The sequence below is a fragment of the Anaerolineales bacterium genome (assembly GCA_022866145.1).
GTDB lineage: Bacteria > Chloroflexota > Anaerolineae > Anaerolineales > E44-bin32 > PFL42.
Genome location: JALHUE010000319.1, coordinates 1 through 16496, shown reverse-complemented (window position 1 = coordinate 16496; position 16496 = coordinate 1). Strand labels below are relative to the sequence as shown.

10 protein-coding genes are annotated in these 16496 nt (G+C 65.7%); 6 read left to right on the top strand and 4 right to left on the bottom strand.

All coding sequences use genetic code 11. From position 1 onward, the window contains the following. The 4 genes from MUO23_09900 to MUO23_09885 all read left to right on the top strand — a co-directional run. The coding region (locus MUO23_09900; protein MCJ7513266.1) for an HIT family protein at positions 1-546 on the top strand (546 nt) is incomplete at its 5' end. A gap of 36 nt (positions 547-582) precedes the next feature. After that, a complete protein-coding gene (locus tag MUO23_09895; GenBank protein ID MCJ7513265.1) occupies positions 583-1209 on the top strand; it encodes a TIGR00730 family Rossman fold protein in 627 nt (208 codons plus the stop codon). Between the two features lie 78 nt (positions 1210-1287). Next, positions 1288-2511, top strand: coding sequence for an exonuclease SbcCD subunit D (locus tag MUO23_09890; protein ID MCJ7513264.1), 1224 nt, complete (start codon positions 1288-1290; stop codon positions 2509-2511). Then, positions 2498-4591 (top strand): SMC family ATPase, encoded by a 2094-nt coding sequence (locus MUO23_09885; protein MCJ7513263.1) that lies wholly within the window; start codon positions 2498-2500, stop codon positions 4589-4591. The genes MUO23_09890 and MUO23_09885 overlap by 14 nt, the downstream gene beginning before the upstream one ends. Before the next feature lie 85 nt (positions 4592-4676). On the opposite strand, the gene MUO23_09880 is transcribed toward MUO23_09885, so the two are convergent. The 3 genes from MUO23_09880 to MUO23_09870 form a co-directional block, all read right to left on the bottom strand. Further along, complete coding sequence (locus tag MUO23_09880) at positions 4677-7781, bottom strand: GAF domain-containing protein (GenBank protein MCJ7513262.1); 3105 nt, start codon at positions 7779-7781, stop codon at positions 4677-4679. A gap of 76 nt (positions 7782-7857) precedes the next feature. Beyond that, positions 7858-9084 (bottom strand): acetyl-CoA C-acetyltransferase, encoded by a 1227-nt coding sequence (locus tag MUO23_09875; GenBank protein MCJ7513261.1) that lies wholly within the window; start codon positions 9082-9084, stop codon positions 7858-7860. A 171-nt stretch (positions 9085-9255) separates the two neighbouring features. Further along, entirely contained in the window at positions 9256-9867 is a 612-nt protein-coding gene (locus MUO23_09870) for a deoxynucleoside kinase (protein ID MCJ7513260.1), read from the bottom strand. 321 nt (positions 9868-10188) lie between these two features. Here MUO23_09870 and MUO23_09865 point away from each other — a divergent pair, with 321 nt between their 5' ends. Next, complete coding sequence (locus MUO23_09865; protein MCJ7513259.1) at positions 10189-11199, top strand: hypothetical protein; 1011 nt, start codon at positions 10189-10191, stop codon at positions 11197-11199. Between the two features lie 374 nt (positions 11200-11573). Here MUO23_09865 and MUO23_09860 read toward each other — a convergent pair whose 3' ends face one another. Next, positions 11574-12560, bottom strand: coding sequence for a dihydroorotate dehydrogenase-like protein (locus MUO23_09860; GenBank protein ID MCJ7513258.1), 987 nt, complete (start codon positions 12558-12560; stop codon positions 11574-11576). Positions 12561-12829: 269 nt separating this feature from the next. Here MUO23_09860 and nifJ point away from each other — a divergent pair, with 269 nt between their 5' ends. Then, the gene (gene nifJ, locus MUO23_09855) at positions 12830-16408 is read left to right on the top strand and encodes a pyruvate:ferredoxin (flavodoxin) oxidoreductase (protein MCJ7513257.1); all 3579 of its coding nucleotides are present in this window, start codon (positions 12830-12832) and stop codon (positions 16406-16408) included. Positions 16409-16496: the final 88 nt, after the last annotated feature.

Below are 16496 nucleotides of genomic sequence, written 5' to 3'. Positions count from 1 at the left end.
GGAGGCAAGCCGAACGCGGGCCGCATGGTAGAATCGCATCTTCAGGTCGGCCCCCGTGCAGCCGGGCGCGAGGCCGCCGCCAACGGGACGCCCGTGACGCTGGATGCTGCCTGCATCTTCTGCCGTATCGTCGCCGGGCAGGCCGAGGCCAGCCTGGTCTACCGCGATGACTCCGTCACGGGGTTCATGGACATCTACCCAGTCACCCCGGGACATGTCCTGCTGGTGCCCAACACCCATGTGCCCGATCTGCGACACCTGGAGGACGAATACGCCGGTCAGCTGTTTGTTGTAGGACGGCGGATCGCCCAGTCCATGCGCCGGAGCGGGCTGCGCTGCGAAGGGGTGAACCTCCTTCTGGCCGATGGCCAGGCCGCCGGCCAGACCATCTTTCACACGCATCTGCACATCATTCCGCGCCATGATGGGGACGGGTTCGGCTTTCGACGCCGGGCGGGCGGCAGCGGCACGCCTTCGCGCGAGGAGCTGCAGGCTGTGGCGGAGAACTTGCGAAGCGGGCTGCGGCAGTCCAGCTGGACCGACTAGAGGCGGCAGGGGTCAGTCGAGGGGGAGGTCCCCGCGATGCTTGACAGGGTGAGTGTGTATTGTGGTTCGAGTGATGGGGTGGATCCATCCTACCTGCAGGCCGCCCAGCTCACCGGCCGGACGCTGGCCCAGCGAAGCGTGGCGATCGTGTTCGGCGGAGGCGGCACCGGGATGATGGGTGCGCTGGCCGATGGCGCCCTGGCAGCCGGCGGACAGGTCCTGGGGATCATCCCCCGGCGTTTCAACAACCCCGAGTTGGCGCATCCCGGCCTGACGGAGCTCCGCGTGGTCGAGACCATGCATGAGCGCAAGGCGGCGATGGCCGAGCTTGCCCAGGCGTTTATCGCCCTGCCCGGCGGCTACGGCACCCTGGAAGAGTTGTTCGAGATCCTCACCTGGTCTCAGATCGGGTTGCACACGAAGCCCGTCGGTCTGTTGAATGTCAAGGGCTACTACGATCCGCTGCTGACGTTCATCCAGCACATGCTGACCGAGGGCTTCATCTACGACGAACACCGGGCGCTGCTGGCCTGTGAGGCGGAACCCGAAGCCCTGCTGCAGCGCCTGGAGGACTTCCGGCCGCCGGAAGCGCTCGACCGCTGGATGCACCGCTCGGCCGGGCGCAGCGGAAAGCCAGCCTCAGCCTCCAGCCATGGCCGCTGAGGCGGCGGCCGGCTCTGACGCCGGGGTGTCGGCTTGAGGCGCGCCGCCACCGGCATACCGGGCGACCGAGATGAGCCGATGAACCGAACGATCCGACTGCTGCACTTCGCCGATGCCCACGTCGGCATGGAGAACTACGGCCGCATCGATCCGGCTACCGGCACCTCAAGCCGGGTGCGGGATTTCCTCGACCGTGTAGACGAAGTCATCGACCATGCGCTGGCGCACGAGGCGGACCTGGCGGTCTTTGCCGGCGACGCCTTCAAGAGCCGCGATCCCGATCCCACCCAACAGCGCGAGCTGGCCCAGCGCTTCAAGCGTTTGGCGGACGCCATGCCGTTGCTGCTCCTGGTCGGCAACCACGACATGCCGGGGATGTCGGCCCGGGCGACCAGCCTCGACATCTTCCAAGCCCTGCGGGTGCCGGGCGTGATCGTCGGGCTCAAGCCGGGGGGTCAAGTGGTGGAGACGAGATCCGGGCCGGTGTTCCTGGCCTGGGTGCCATATCCGATGCGCAACCGACTGTTGGCCCGGGAAGAGCATCAGGGGAAGTCAATCGAAGAGTTGGAGCAGGCGTTGCGCCAAGCGGTTTCCGACATCCTGGCGGATCTGGCCGCCCAGGCTGCGGAACTGCCGATGCCCCGCGTGCTCGCCGGGCATTTCAGCGTTGCCGAAGCGAAGCTCGGCTCAGAGCGCACGGTGATGCTCGGGCGGGATGTGGCCGTTTTTCGCTCCGTGCTGTGCGATCCGGCGTGGGACTATGTAGCCCTCGGCCATATTCACCGTCATCAGGATCTGAACCCGGGCAGCTCGCCGTCGGTGGTCTACAGCGGCTCGCTGGAGCGGATCGACTTCGGCGAAGAGTCGGAGGAGAAGGGCTTCTGCTGGGTGGAGCTGGCCCGCGGCGAGACACACTGGTCGTTCGTGCCGGTCCGAGCGCGGCCGTTTGTCACGCTGCGTCTGGATGCCCGCCAGGCGGCCGATCCCGCCCAAGCCGTTCTGAGCGCACTGGGTAGCCGCTCGCTGGAGGGCGCGGTGGTGCGCCTGCTGGTCGAGCTGCGCGAGGACCAACGGCTGGCGCTCAACGAGAAGGATATCCTCCAGGCGGCTCAGGGTGCGTCGTCGGTCACCCTGCATCAACAGATCGAATCTCAGGCGCGCGGCCGCCTGGGAGTGCTGGAGCCCCACAGCCTATCGCCGGCCGAGCTGGTGGAGCGCTACTTCACGGCCAAAGGCGAGGATCCGGAGCGGCTGCACCAGCTGCTAGCGCAGGCGGAGGAGTTGCTGCGTGATCCCGATTGAGCTCGAGGTCCGCAACTTCCTCGCCTACCGCCAGCCTGGGCCGCTTCGGTTCGAGGGCATGCACATCGCCTGTCTGGCGGGCCCGAACGGTGCCGGCAAGTCGAGTGTGCTGGACGCCATCACCTGGGCGCTGTGGGGCAAGGCGCGCGCCCTCTCCCCGGACGACCTGATTTACCAAGGGCAGACAGAGATGCAGGTGGTCCTGGTGTTTGGGCAGGATGGCGCTCGCTACCGGGTGCTGCGCCAGCGCAAGGCGGGCAAGCGGGGAGCTTCGCTGCTCGAACTCCAGTCGTGGGATGAAGTGACCGGCGGATGGCGCGGGCTGTCGGAGGCCGGTATCCGCGAAACCCAGGACAAGATCGAGCGGCTGATCCGGCTGGACTACGAAACCTTCGTCAATTCCGCCTTCCTGATGCAGGGGCGAGCCGATGAGTTCACCACCAAGACCCCGATGCAGCGCAAGCAGGTGTTGGCCAACATCCTGGGGCTGCATCGTTGGGAGGCGTATGAGGAGCGAGCCAAAGGGCGCATCCAAGAGACCCGGGCGGCAATGCAGCGGCTCGAGGGGCGCCTGGAGGAAATCGAGCGCGAGCTGGCTCAGCGCGATCGATATCAGAGCGAACTGGAGGCGGCGGAACGGGAGGCGGCTCAGGCCGGTGCCACTCTGCAGCAGGCCGAGAAGCAGTGGTCCGATCTGGAGAACACACGGCATGAGCTGGTTCGGCTGCAGCGGCAGGTAGACGAGGCCACCAAGCGCATCAGCGCCCGCGAGGCGGAGCTGACGGCAGGCCGGCGCGAGGCAGATGTCGTGCGCGAGCGGGCCGACAAGGGCAAGGCCGTGCGGGAGCTGGAAGCAGTTCGGCAGGCGCTGCAGGCTCTCGAGCCCCTGCAAGCAGAGTTGGAAGCGGTGACGGCTGCCACGACTCGGCTGGCAGAGGAGGCCGGAGGCCTGCGCGGCATCAACCTGGCGCTAGTCCCGGAAACTGAGCCGCTCAAGCAGCGAGCGTCCGTGTTGGAGTCAGCCAGCGATCCGACCTGCCCGACATGTGGACAGCCGCTAACCGACGAACACCGGCATCAATTACTGGCCTCGTTGCAGCAGGAGCTCGCGACCCGGCGCGATCAGTATCGTGAAAACCAGGGCCACCTGCGGGAGTTGGAAGGGGAGCTAGGACGAATGGAGGCCGAGAAGGCGGATCTGGGGGCGCGGCTTCGCCAACGAACGACCCTGGACCGCCGGCTGGGCGAACTGCAGACGGCGCTCGAGCACGCCGACCAGGCCGCCGAGCAGCTCCTCGGCTTGGAGGCGAAACTCGAACGTTGGACGCAGGAGTTGCAGCAGGAGAAAACGGAGCGCGAGCAGGCGGAGGCTCAGGCCGACAATTGCGAGCGCATCCTTCGAGCTGCCCCCTGGACACGCGAGGGAATCGAAAGCTTGCGCCTGGCTCGCCGCCTGACGGACGAACGCGTTGGCGCCGCCCGGCAGCAACTGGCCGCCCTTCAGACCTTCGAGATGCAGCGGCGCGAACGCCGCGCCGAGCGCGAGGTCCGCCTGGAAGAACTTGCCCTGCTCGAAGATCTGCGGGAGGCGTTTGGCAAGCGAGGGGTGCCGGCGATGATCATCGAGACCGCCGTGCCCGAATTGGAACGCTACGCCAACGAGCTGCTCACCCGAATCAGCGACGGCCGGCTCAATGTGAGAATTGAAACGCAGCGAGAGACCAAGGCCGGCGACTTGCGGGAGGCGCTGGACATCATCATCTCGGACGAGCTGGGCAGTCGCGCCTATGAACTGTATTCGGGGGGCGAGGCCTTCCGGATCAACTTCGCGATCCGCATAGGCCTATCACGCCTTCTGGCCCAGCGGGCCGGGGCGCAGCTGCGCAGCCTGTTCATCGATGAGGGGTTCGGCACCCAGGACGCACGCGGGCGCGAGCAGCTTGTGGGGGCCATCAACAGCATCCAGGAAGACTTCGATCTGATCCTGGTGATCACCCACATCGAGGAACTCAAGGACGCCTTTCCGGCGCGGATCGAGATTTCCAAGACGGCGCAGGGTTCGCAGTTCAGCCTGGTTTGAGGCGTGAGGGGAAGTCTGCTCAGATCGGCGCCGCCCGTGGGTGAAGCCCAGAAGGCGCGAGCCAGGCTGGCCGCTGGGCTGACGACTACTCTGCTGGGGCTTTCGCCGGCAGCCAGACCGTGAAGCAGGTTCCCTTACCGGGGACCCCTTGGCTCTCGACCGTGATCCGCCCCTGATGGTGTTCGATGATCTCCTTGCAGATGGCGAGCCCCAGACCGGTGCCGGGGATGCCCCTCGCCTGCCCGGCGCGGCCGCGAAAGAACCGCCGAAACAGCAGCGGCTGTTCATCGATCGGGATCCCGGGGCCGGAATCGGCCACCTCGACGATGGACCAGAAGCCCTCCGGGCTCTCGCGCCGCAGCGTGCACAGCGTAACCTGGCCCCCGCTCGGAGTGTAGTTCATGGCGTTGGTCAGCAGGTTGGTGAAGACCTGGGCCAGCAGTCGGGGATCGCCGCGGGTGGGGGGCAGATCCGGATCGCAGACCACGTCCAGCAGCAGCCCGCTGCGCGCCGCCAGGGCTCGACGGTCCTGCACCAGGGAAGTGACGATCTCATTCAGGTGGACGACGACCGGGTTGATCTGCGCCGTGCCAGACTCGAGGCGGGAGAGCGAGAGCAGGTCATCGATCAGCCCGGTCAGGCGCTCAGCCTCGCGGATCAAGGTCTCGCGGTAGCGCAGTAGTTTCTGCGTATCGGCCGTTTCCCCGAGCAGGTCCAGGTACAGGCGGATGTTGGTCAGCGGCGTGCGCAGTTCATGGGAGACGTCAGAGACGAACTGGGTCTTGAGGCGGTCCTGGGCTTTGAGGCCGCTGATATCGTACTGCAGTCCCACGTAGCTGATCACCTGGGCGGATGCGTCATGGATCGGGGCGATCACCACGGCGGCGTCATAGAGCGAGCCGTCCTTGCGCCGGTTGACCAGGTCGCTGCGCCAGACGCGCCCACCCTGGATCGTGGCCCACATCTGCTCGTAGACCTCGGGGCCGTGGCGCCCGCTGCGGATCAGGCTCGAGGTCTTCCCCAGCGCTTCGCTGGCGGCGTACCCGGTGAGCCGTTCCCAGGCTGGATTCACGTATTCGATCGAGCCATGGGGATCGGCCACGACAATGGCGTCTCCGACATTGGTCAGGATGGAGGCCAGGCGATCGCGCTCCGCCAGCAGGGCGGCTTCGAGAGCCTTGCGTTGGCGGATGTCGAAGATGATGCCGGTCACGCCTTCCACCCGGCCGCCCTGGTCGCTGACGACTGTGGAGGCGAACATCACCGGCAGGGCCTCACCCCTGCCGGTCAGGACATCGACTTCGATGGCTTCCATGCCGGTGTCGGCACCCGACAGCTGGACGTCAATGCGCTGCTGGATCCGCTCCCGGTCAGGCAGGGCCGCCAGGTCACTCAACTGGACCTGGGTGTGGCCGACCAGAGAACCCGGCGGCCGACCGGCCAGCTGGTGGAAGGCCTGATTGGCGTAGATCAACTGACCCTGGGCGTCTGTCAGAAAGATCCCGGCTAGCGAGGTCTCAACCAGGGCCCGGTAACGGGCCTCGGAGAGCGCCAAGTCCCGGGTTCGTTCTGTGACTTGAGCCTCCAGATGTTGGGCATGGCTGGCGATCTGCCCGTACAGGTCGGCGTTCTCGATAGCGATGGCAGCGTGGGTGGCGAAGGCCGAGAGCAGCTGCAGGTCGGCGGGCGTGTAGGGGATCTCCGTGCTGAAGCGCAGCACCGTCATCACCCCGATGGTCCGTCCGTGGATCTGCAGCGGGACCAGGGCCATCTTCTCCAGCTCATCGATCGGCGTGCCTGGGACATGGACGGAGATGCCCGCGACCTGGGCGGTGTCGTTGACCAGCAGAGCTTCCTGCCGTGCGAACACCGTGCCCGTCAGGCCTTGGCCGGGGGACAGGCGCATCTGCATGACCTGCTCGGCGTCCGTGTGCAAGGCGACGACGGCCTGCAGCCGGTCGTCTTCGGGATTGTACAGGTGGATTCGGCTGCCGTCCGAGTTCAGCAGCGACCGCGCCTGTTCGGCAATCTGGCGCAGCACAGTTTGCAGGTCAAGCGAGCTGGAAACGGCATGCGCCGTACCGATCAGGGCCTGCGCTTCCTCCGCTCGACGAACAGAGTTGGCGTACAGTCTGGCATTGCGGATGGCGATCGAAGCGATGCGCGCCACGCCTTGGAGGGTTTCCAGCTGCTCCTGCTGGAACGGCCGGGGCTTGCGCAGGGTGAACAGGCTGAGGCTACCGTCCGGCGAATCCCCTGTCAGCAGGGGCACGCTGACCACTGACCGGATGCCGGCATTCAACCAGGCCGGTTCGGCGTCGGGCAGGCGGGCGTAGTCGGAGATCAACACCGGTTCGCGGACGCGAACGGCAGTTTGGCCGGGCGAGGCTTCTTCTCGGGGAAGGGTGTGCGGCGCAGCTGCAAGACCATGGGTGTATCGAATCCGGAGCGCAGTGCCGGCCGGCTCGAGCAGGGCGATCGTCCCGGCGTCGGCGCCGACGGCCTCGCACGTCATGCGCAGGAGTCGCATCAGCGCCTGATCCATGTCGAGCGTGTCGACGATCGCCTCCAGCATCTCGGCCCGGGCTCGCTCGCGGCGCAGGGTGCGCTCGAGCTCCGTCCGCTGGCGAACATGACCCAGGGCGATGGCGATGTTGTCCGCCAGGGCCAGGACCAGCCGGGCGTCTTCCGGTGCCAGCCAGGGGGCCGTGACGTTGATCGTCCCGATGGCTCGTTCGTCGAGAACCAGGGGGGCGGCGATGATCGGCTGAACGCCGAGCATACGGATGATCCGCGGTAGCAGCGGCCGCAGGTTGGCCGGCAGCATCTGCCGGATCACCGCCGGACGATCGCTGGAGAACACCGCCTCCCCCGTCGCGAGCGCCTGGCGGTACAGATCAACCTGATTGGGGTCGAAGCGGTAGCCGGCGACCGGGATGCCGACCAACTGGGAAAGGGCACTTTCGACGGCGCTGCTCAAAGAGCGGGTGCGGATCTCCAGCAGCCCTTCATCGTCGAAGAGGGCGACGCTGCCGCGCATCCGCAGGCGGGAAAGTTCCTGGGTGACGGCTCGCAGAACATCCTGTTCGCTGGAGGAACCTTTGCGGGCGACTTCCGTCGCCACGCGCATCACGGAGGCCCAGAAGACCTCGGGGTCCTCCCGTCGCCGGTGATCATCACTGGCGCGCATGTCTGGCCTGTCGCAAGAACATCGAAAGGCAGTGTATCACGGACGGAACGCGCCCCGGGCTCGCGCCTCGCTCAGGCTATGCTGCCGGCACACACTCGACGATGGTTGCCTCCCCCTGGCCGACGCCCACGCACAGCGCCGCCAGCCCGTAGAACGGGCGAGGGGTAGTTGGGGCACGGCGCCGCATCTCATGCACCAGGCTGGTGAGGATCCGGGCGCCCGAGCAGCCCAGCGGGTGACCGAGGGCGATCGCCCCTCCGTTGACATTGGTGATCTCGGACCGCAAGCTTAGCTCGGCCATCACGGCCAGGGCCTGAACCGCGAAGGCCTCGTTGAGCTCGATCAGGCCAAGGTCCTCAATTGCCAGCCCGCTTCGCTTCAGGGCCTTGCGGATCGCCGGTACCGGGCCGATCCCCATGATGCGGGGAGGTACTCCGGCGGCGGCCGAGGCGATGACCCGTGCCAGCGGATTCAAGCCGAGCGCCCGGGCTCGCTCATCGCTCATCAACACCAGGGCCGCAGCACCGTCGTTGATGCCCGAGGCATTGCCGGCCGTGACGCTGCCGGCGGCGCGAAAGGCCGGCTTCAAGCGCGCCAGCCCCTCGAGCGATGTATCGCGGCGCGGCCGCTCGTCCGTCGAGACGACGAGCGGATCGCCCTTGCGCTGCGGGATGCTCACCGGAACGATCTCCTCGGCGAACCGACCCGAATCGATAGCTTCGACGGCACGGCGGTGGCTCTCCGCGGCGAAGGCGTCCTGCATCTCGCGGGTGATCTCGGGATGGATCTCGGCCAGGTTCTCGGCCGTCTCGCCCATCGAGTCGATGCCAAAGGCCTCGCCGATCCGCGGATTGGGAAAGCGCCAGCCGAGGGTGGTGTCCCACATCGTCAGGTTGCCCCAGGCGAAAGGCTGCTCGCTCTTGGGCACAGCGTAGGGTGACCGCGACATGCTCTCGACGCCCCCGGCGACAAAGACCTCGCCTTCTCCGGCGCGAATGGCGCGATGGGCGGCATTGACCGCCTGCAAGCCCGAGGCGCACAGCCGGTTGAAAGTGACGGCCGCCACTTCGACCGGGAACCCGGCCAGGAGCACGGCCATGCGCGCCACATTGCGGTTGTCCTCGCCGGCCTGGTTGGCGCACCCCAGGTACACCTCCTCGACCTCGCCGGCATCGATGCCGGCGCGCCGCACCGCTTCGGCAATCACCAGCGCCGCCAGGTCATCCGGGCGAACCGAGGCCAGCGCCCCGCCATGGGCGCCGATCGGGGTGCGGACAGCGGACACGATCACAGCTTCAGGCATGACGGCCTCCTGTCAGGCGGGATTCTAGCATCGTGGGTGGAAGGTGCTGGTGCGTCGCGAGCACGGCTTGGCTCGAGGTCGCCTTCACCCACGCTGACTGCATAGGCGGCTGGTCAGGCCGGACCGGGCGATCCGCTGGCGACGCCGGGAGCTGGTAGGCCGGCCGAGCGCTCACTCGGATGCGCTGCGCGGGAGGGCGCGGTGCACATCGCTGGCCAGGCGATCGATCACCTGGCTGAAGGCGGGATCCTCCCTGGACGCGTCCACCGGGAGCACGATGCTGCCGGTCAGATTCGCCAGCCATTCCTCTACCAGGAGCTGCAAACGGGGGAGATCTTCGGACTGGGTAACCTCGGCGGTGCGGGCGCGCCGTTCGAAGCGCTGACGCAGCGTCGCCACCGGCGCCGTCAGATGGACAAAGATCTGAGGTGCTGGCTGCAGGTGCCGCAGGTGAAGGTACAACCGCCGGCACACGTCCATCTCCTTGTCGCTCATATACCGCCGGTCATGAAACAAGCGGGTGAAGCCGTGGAAATCCAGGTCCAAGCCACCATCGAGCACCCCGAAGCCGAAGTTGCGCCGGAGTTCCGCCTCTTGCTCCGCACGGAAGAGAAGATAGTCCATCTGATTGACAAAGGCATAGCGGCAGGGGTCTTGCGCGCAAAGCACTTGGAACGGTCGCTCGGCATGCTGCTCAAGCGCCAGCGGCAGCTGCAGGCGATCGGACAGCAGGCGAGCCAGGGTGGTCTTGCCAACGCCACTGTTGCCAACGATGGCGATCACGTCCACTCACTCCCCTTCGGCGACATGGGCTTTCTGCCCATCGTGACTGCTATGGTCTCGACCTGAACGTCGATCCGAATCCTGCGGGAGCATCGGGCAAGGTGGCCGAAGTCGAGCGTCCATCCCAGTGGCCCACTCGCCGCCGGAAAGATGGTCTTGCCGCAGAGCCTTCGGACCCCCGATCATCATACGCCGAGGTCGCTGCCGGGGGAAGCAGTTGCCCGGAGACGGCGACCGGGCGCTGGTTTCTGACAGTGGCACGATAGCTGTTGATAGGCAGAAGGGCAGAGGGTTATCCCGAAAGGACTGGGAGGGGAGCCTATGAAACGAAGGCCTTGGATCCTAGTTGTGATGGGTGGGATCGCGGCTCTTTCCCTGACCTGCTGCGGATTGGGCTTGCTGTTCACCGGGGAAGTGCTCTGGACATCAGGCATCGATGCATTCCTGGGACAGGTCCGTCTCACTAGAGAATCGGGACCCAAACAACCGCGGGAGTACGTCAGCAATGAGCTGCTGCTGGGAAGTGTTCTCCCCTCCGAGGTCGTTGAGAGCTGGTTAGTTCCGTTGCCGCAGGAGGTCTACTTCTGGGATCCGGGCTATGTCGGCTTCCCTCGTGCCAAGCTAACCGACGAGGAAGCCCGCCAGCTTCTTGAGAGCCTGACCTCGGCGAATCGGTTCACCAGCCGCTATGGCCGCCCGATCCTGTGCGCCCAGAGAAGCGCAGGGGCTGAGGCAGAGCTGGCAGCCTGCGAGCAAGGACCTCAGTGGCAGGCGGTTCACCAGGAAACTCGCTTGAGTGCGGGCCTGAATCCCGGGATGAGCGTCCTGCAGTTCGATCTTGGCGACGGGCGGCTGGCCGAATACCGGCTGTACTCAGCCAATGGACTGCTGGCGTTCTCAGCCACCGAGGCCAATCAGGTCTCAGTCGAGGGGTACTTCCCTGCCTCCAGTGACGCCCTGCAGTCCATTGCCGAGCGGGCAGTCGTGGAGCCGGTGGGAGTGCTTTGGCGGCTGCAATCTCCGGAGCAGGCGAACGCCCATGCCGCACGCTTGCTCGGGCGCCGCTACTGGAGCGCCCTGGACTTCCTGCGCGGCCTCGAACCCTTGCGCCTAATCCTGGGGCAGATCCGCGAGATCCGACCGGCCGAAGGGGACAACTGGTCCTCGACGTGGATGGACGGCACCGGGATGCAGCTGACTCTGCGGGTGATCGGCGATCGGGGGGAGGGAGTGATCTTGCTCCAAGGAGGGGATTGTTGGGCGGCCGAGGTGATGGTTCAGGGGAGGTTGTACGACTTGACCTCCGGATTCGTTTGCCCCGACACGCAATAATGGTCGGCGTGGGCCCTCGGATGCGGCTGTGACCGGAGGCGAGTGTGTACCCGCGATCGTCCGACTAGCCGGGACAGCCGTCCCAGACGAACAGCCCGGACCGCCATTCTCCCGAGGGCGCGATGTCAGCGGCCAGTGCCGTGGGCGCCTGCACCGGCCTACGGGTAGGGAAGACTCAACAGCGGAAGTTCCCCGAGGCAGGGAGGCTGAGGCCCGCCGCCAGATTCGGATGGCTCCAGTAAGGAAACCGCGGGTGCACAAGACTGGCAGGCCCCCCCGGATGTTGGGCGGCCAGACCAGAGGGGATCGATCGCCGGCGGGAATCAAAAGCGCCTCGGCATGATCGGGCTGAGGCGCCTGGCGGTTGATCTCCCTTACTTCTGTGAGAGTAGGAGCTTCACGTACTGCGCTCGCTCAAAGATGAAGGGATCCGGAGCCTTCTTCTGGCTGAGCTTGCCGCGGAAATCGTCCGGCGTCTTGTAGCCTTTCTCCTCCATCCAGCCTTCGAGCTGGCGGAGCATCGTGGAAAGGTAGGGAACGCCATGCTTGATCAGGGCGCTGGCGGTCTGCACGACGGTCGCCCCAGCCAGGAGGGCCTTGGCGGCATCGGTGCCGGTATGGATGCCCGTGCTGAGGGCCAGGTCGGCCTGGATGCGACCGTGGAGCAGGGCGACCCAGCGCAGCGGAAGCTTGATCTCCGCAGGCTCGCTCAGCGTCATCTCGTTGGTCAGGGATTCGGAGGTCGGGTCGATGTCGGGCTGCAGGAAGCGGTTGAACAGGACGAGCGCCTGCACGCCGCGCTGGGCCAGGCCGTGAGCGATGTGGGAGGTCGAGGTGTAGTACGGGCTGAGTTTGACGGCCACCGGAACCTTGACCTGGGAGGTGACGGAGGCCACCGTCTCGTACAGCTCAAGTTCGATGGCCTGGGGTGTCTTGTCCGGATTGGCTTCGACGGCGTACACATTCAACTCCAGACCGTCGATGCCGGTCGCCTCGAGTTGGGCCGCATACTTCGACCAGGCGCCCGGGCTGACGGCATTCAGGCTGGCGAAGAGCGGCATCTTGACCGCCTTGCGGGCTTTCTCGACCCACATCAGATGCTCGGCGGCATCGCCGTGCTTCAGGTTGGGGAAGTAGGAAAGGGCCTCGGAATAGCTCTCGGCGCCCACCGACAGATCATCCTGTAGACGCAGGGCGTCAAGCTGGATCTGCTCCTCAAACAGCGACCGAATCACCAGCGCCCCGGCGCCGGCCTGCTCGGCCATCGCGATCCGGTCGACCATGGCGGAGACCGAACTGGCGCCGACCACAATTGGCGAGCGGAGCGGAATGCCCATGAAGGTTGTCTTGAGATCGACCATCGTGCCTCCCGGGATGGGACGGGCGGGGCCATCCCCATGCGCAGGTCTGGCCGCGACTTGGGCCCCCACCCCTCTTTGCCGCCGGCCTGAGCCTGCTGTCTAGGTTGGCCTAGAAGCGTGATCTCCAATAGTGACAATTGTCCTCCGGATTGCGATGCCCTATTGCACTACGGCCTCCCCCGTCGGGTCTCTAGACTTACGGATTGACCCTGCTATATGGGGCCGGGGCCTCGCGCCTGCCCCCGGAACCGGACCCAAGGAGAAGCACCATGGCTGACGGAGCTGCCAAGCGCAAGCTTGTTCCACACGACGGGAACTCGGCAACGACTCATGTGGCCTACGCCACCAACGAGGTCATCGCCATCTACCCGATCACACCTTCGTCCAGCATGGGGGAGATCGCCGACGAAAAGGCCTCGGTGGGCGAGAAGAACATCTGGGGAATTGTCCCAAGCGTCACCGAGATGCAGTCCGAAGGCGGTGCCGCCGGTGCGGTGCACGGCGCCCTGACCACCGGCGCCCTGACAACGACCTTCACCGCTTCCCAGGGCCTGTTGCTGATGATCCCCAACATGTTCAAGATCGCCGGGGAACTGACGCCGACGGTGTTCCACATCGCCGCCCGCGCCATTTCGGCCCAGGCGCTTTCGATCTTCGGCGATCACAGCGATGTCATGGCGGCCCGTTCGACCGGATGGGCGATGCTGGCCTCCAACAATGTGCAGGAGGCGATGGACAACGCCCTGATCGCCCAGGCGGCCACGCTCGAGGCGCGGTTGCCGTTCCTGCACTTCTTCGACGGATTCCGTACATCCTCCGAGATCCAGAAGGTCGAGGAACTAACCCATGACGACATGCGAGCGATGATCGACGAAGACCTGGTCATCGCCCACCGTCAGCGAGCCCTGACGCCGGAGCGCCCCACGATCCGAGGCACCGCCCAGAACCCGGATGTGTACTTCCAGGGGCGGGAAACGGTCAACCCCTACTACCTGGAGACCCCGGGGATTGTACAGAAGGCGATGGACCGCTTCGCCAAGGTGACGGGCCGGCAGTATCGCCTGTTTGACTACGTGGGCGCGCCCGATGCCGATCGGGTGGTAGTGATGATGGGCTCGGGCGCCGAGACAATGCACGAAGTCGTTGAGCACCTGACCAAGCAGGGCGAAAAGATCGGCCTGGTCAAGGTGCACCTGTATCGTCCGTTCGACTCGCCGGCTTTCATTGCGGCCCTGCCCAAGACGGTGCGCTTGGTCGCTGTGTTGGACCGCACCAAGGAGCCCGGCGCCTCCGGTGAGCCGCTGTATCAGGATGTGCACACGGCGGTCGGTGAGGCGCTGGCCAGCGGCGCAATCGCCCGCGAGGCCATGCCGGTAGTGGTCGGCGGCCGCTATGGGCTGGGGTCCAAGGAATTCACGCCGGGGATGGCCAAGTCGGTCCTCGACAACTTGAAGGGGAAGCCGCCCAAGAATCATTTCACGGTCGGGATCATCGAGGATGTGACCAACACCTCGCTCCCCTGGGATGAGACATTCAACTCGGAACCGGAAGGCACGCACCGGGCGATGTTCTACGGCCTGGGCGCCGACGGCACGGTGGGCGCCAACAAGAACTCGATCAAGATCATCGGCAAGGCGACCGACTACTACGCCCAGGGCTACTTCGTCTACGACTCGAAGAAATCCGGCTCGATGACCATCTCGCACCTACGCTTCAGCCCCCACCCGATCCGCAGCATCTATCTGATCAGCCAGGCCGAGTTCCTGGCCTGCCACTCCTTCGCGTTCTTGGAGCGCTCTGACATCCTGCGCAGCCTGAAGCCGGGTGGGACCTTCCTGCTCAATAGCCCGTACCCGGCGGAAGAAGTGTGGGATCACCTGCCGTTCGAGGTGCAGCAGGGGTTGATCGGCAAGAACGCCAAGTTCTACGTCATCGATGCCTACTCCCTGGCCAAGTCCATCGGGCTTGGCGGCCGGATCAACATCATTATGCAGATGGCCTTCTTCTCGATCTCGGGCGTGTTGCCCCGGGAGAAGGCGCTGAAGATGATCGAGCTGGCAGTTGAGGACACCTACGGCGATAAGGGCAAGTCGGTCGTCGACATGAATGTGCGCTCGGCCCAGCTGGCGAGCGAGCGCATCCACCAAGTAGAGCTGCCGGCCAAGGCGACGAGCAAGGTTCACATGCGCCCGCCTGTGCCGGAGGATGCGCCGGAGTTCGTCAGAAACGTCACGGCCGAAATGATTGCCTACCGCGGCGATCGACTGCCCGTGTCGCGCCTGCCAGCCGACGGCACCTATCCCACCGGCACGACCAAGTACGAGAAGCGCAACATCGCCCTGGAGATCCCGGTCTGGGAGCCAGAGGCCTGCATCCAGTGCAACCAGTGCGCCTTTGTCTGCCCGCATGCCACCATTCGGGTCAAGGTTTTCGACCCGGGCCAGGACGGCAAGGCGCCGCCGACCTTCAAGGCAATCGACTACAAAGGCAAAGAATACCCCGGGATGAAGTATGTCGTGCAGGTTGCGCCCGAGGACTGCACCGGCTGCGGGGCCTGCGTCTACATCTGCCCGGCCAACGTCAAGGACGAGAAGGGTCAGAAGACCGAGCGCAAGGCGATCAACATGGCCTCCCAGCCGCCGATCCGCGAACCGGAAGCGGCGAACTGGGGGTACTTCCTCCGCCTGCCGGACCCGGATCCCAAGGCGATCAACCGCTTTACCACCAAGGGATCCCAGTTTCTGCCGCCGATGTTTGAGTTCTCCGGCGCCTGCGGCGGCTGCGGCGAGACACCCTATATCAAGCTGCTGACCCAGCTGTTCGGCGACCGGATGCTGGTCGCCAATGCCACCGGCTGCTCGTCGATCTTCGGCGGCAACCTGCCGACCACCCCCTACGCCCCACGCTTCGATGGCCGCGGCCCGGCGTGGTCGAACTCTCTGTTCGAGGACAACGCCGAGTTCGGCATGGGCATGCGCCTGACAGCCGATAAGCTGACCGACTTCGCCCGGGCGTTGCTCGAGCGCATGAGCTTCAATGGCCAGGCGGACCTGGCGGAAGCGATCCGCAAGGCAGAGGTCAATACCGCTGAAGACGTGGAGGCGCAGCGGGCGCGCATCGATGAGCTGAAGGGTTTCCTGGCGAAGTCGAAGGACGAAGACGCCAAACGCCTGCTGAGCGTGGTCGACTACCTGGTGCCGAAGTCGGTGTGGGTCATCGGCGGGGACGGCTGGGCCTACGACATCGGCTACGGCGGTCTGGACCATGTCCTGGCCTCCGGCCGGAACGTGAATGCCATGGTGCTCGACACCGGCGTGTATTCCAACACCGGCGGCCAAGCCTCCAAGGCGACGCCACGCGGGGCGGTGGCCAAATTCGCCGCCGCCGGCAAAGATATGCCCAAGAAAGATCTGGGTGCGATCGCCATGACCTACGGGAACATCTACGTAGCGCAGGTCGCCTACGCCGCCAACATGACCCAGGTCGTGCGGGCTTTCAAGGAAGCCGAGGAGTACGACGGACCGTCCCTGATCGTCGCCTACGCCCAATGCATCAACCACGGCATCGATATGGAGAAGGGTACCGACCAGCAAAAAGACGCAGTCGAGACCGGTTTCTGGCCGCTGTTCCGCTACGACCCGCGCCTGGCGCTGGAGGGCAAGAATCCGCTGCAGTTGGACTCGAAGGCGCCCACCAAGCCGATCGAGGACTTCATGTACAAGCAGATCCGCTTCCGGGCGCTGCGTCAGGCGGACCCCACGCGGGCGGAGATGCTGCTGCAGTCCATGCGCAAGGATGTCGCCTCGCGCTGGAAGTTCTACGAACAGATGGCCAACCTCGACCTGTAGCCGAGATGGCATCAACCCCGATGGTTATGCTGGGGCGGCCGCAAGGCCGCCCCGGTCTTTCGGCGCATTTCGCGGGGACGATGGCTCC

Coding starts and splice junctions, on each gene's coding strand:
- MUO23_09895 (MCJ7513265.1), top strand. CDS start 583: ATGCTTGACAGGGTGAGTGTGTATTGTGGTTCGAGTGATGGGGTGGAT.
- MUO23_09880 (MCJ7513262.1), bottom strand. CDS start 7,781: ATGCGCGCCAGTGATGATCACCGGCGACGGGAGGACCCCGAGGTCTTC.
- MUO23_09865 (MCJ7513259.1), top strand. CDS start 10,189: ATGAAACGAAGGCCTTGGATCCTAGTTGTGATGGGTGGGATCGCGGCT.
- MUO23_09890 (MCJ7513264.1), top strand. CDS start 1,288: ATGAACCGAACGATCCGACTGCTGCACTTCGCCGATGCCCACGTCGGC.
- MUO23_09875 (MCJ7513261.1), bottom strand. CDS start 9,084: ATGCCTGAAGCTGTGATCGTGTCCGCTGTCCGCACCCCGATCGGCGCC.
- MUO23_09860 (MCJ7513258.1), bottom strand. CDS start 12,560: ATGGTCGATCTCAAGACAACCTTCATGGGCATTCCGCTCCGCTCGCCA.
- nifJ (MCJ7513257.1), top strand. CDS start 12,830: ATGGCTGACGGAGCTGCCAAGCGCAAGCTTGTTCCACACGACGGGAAC.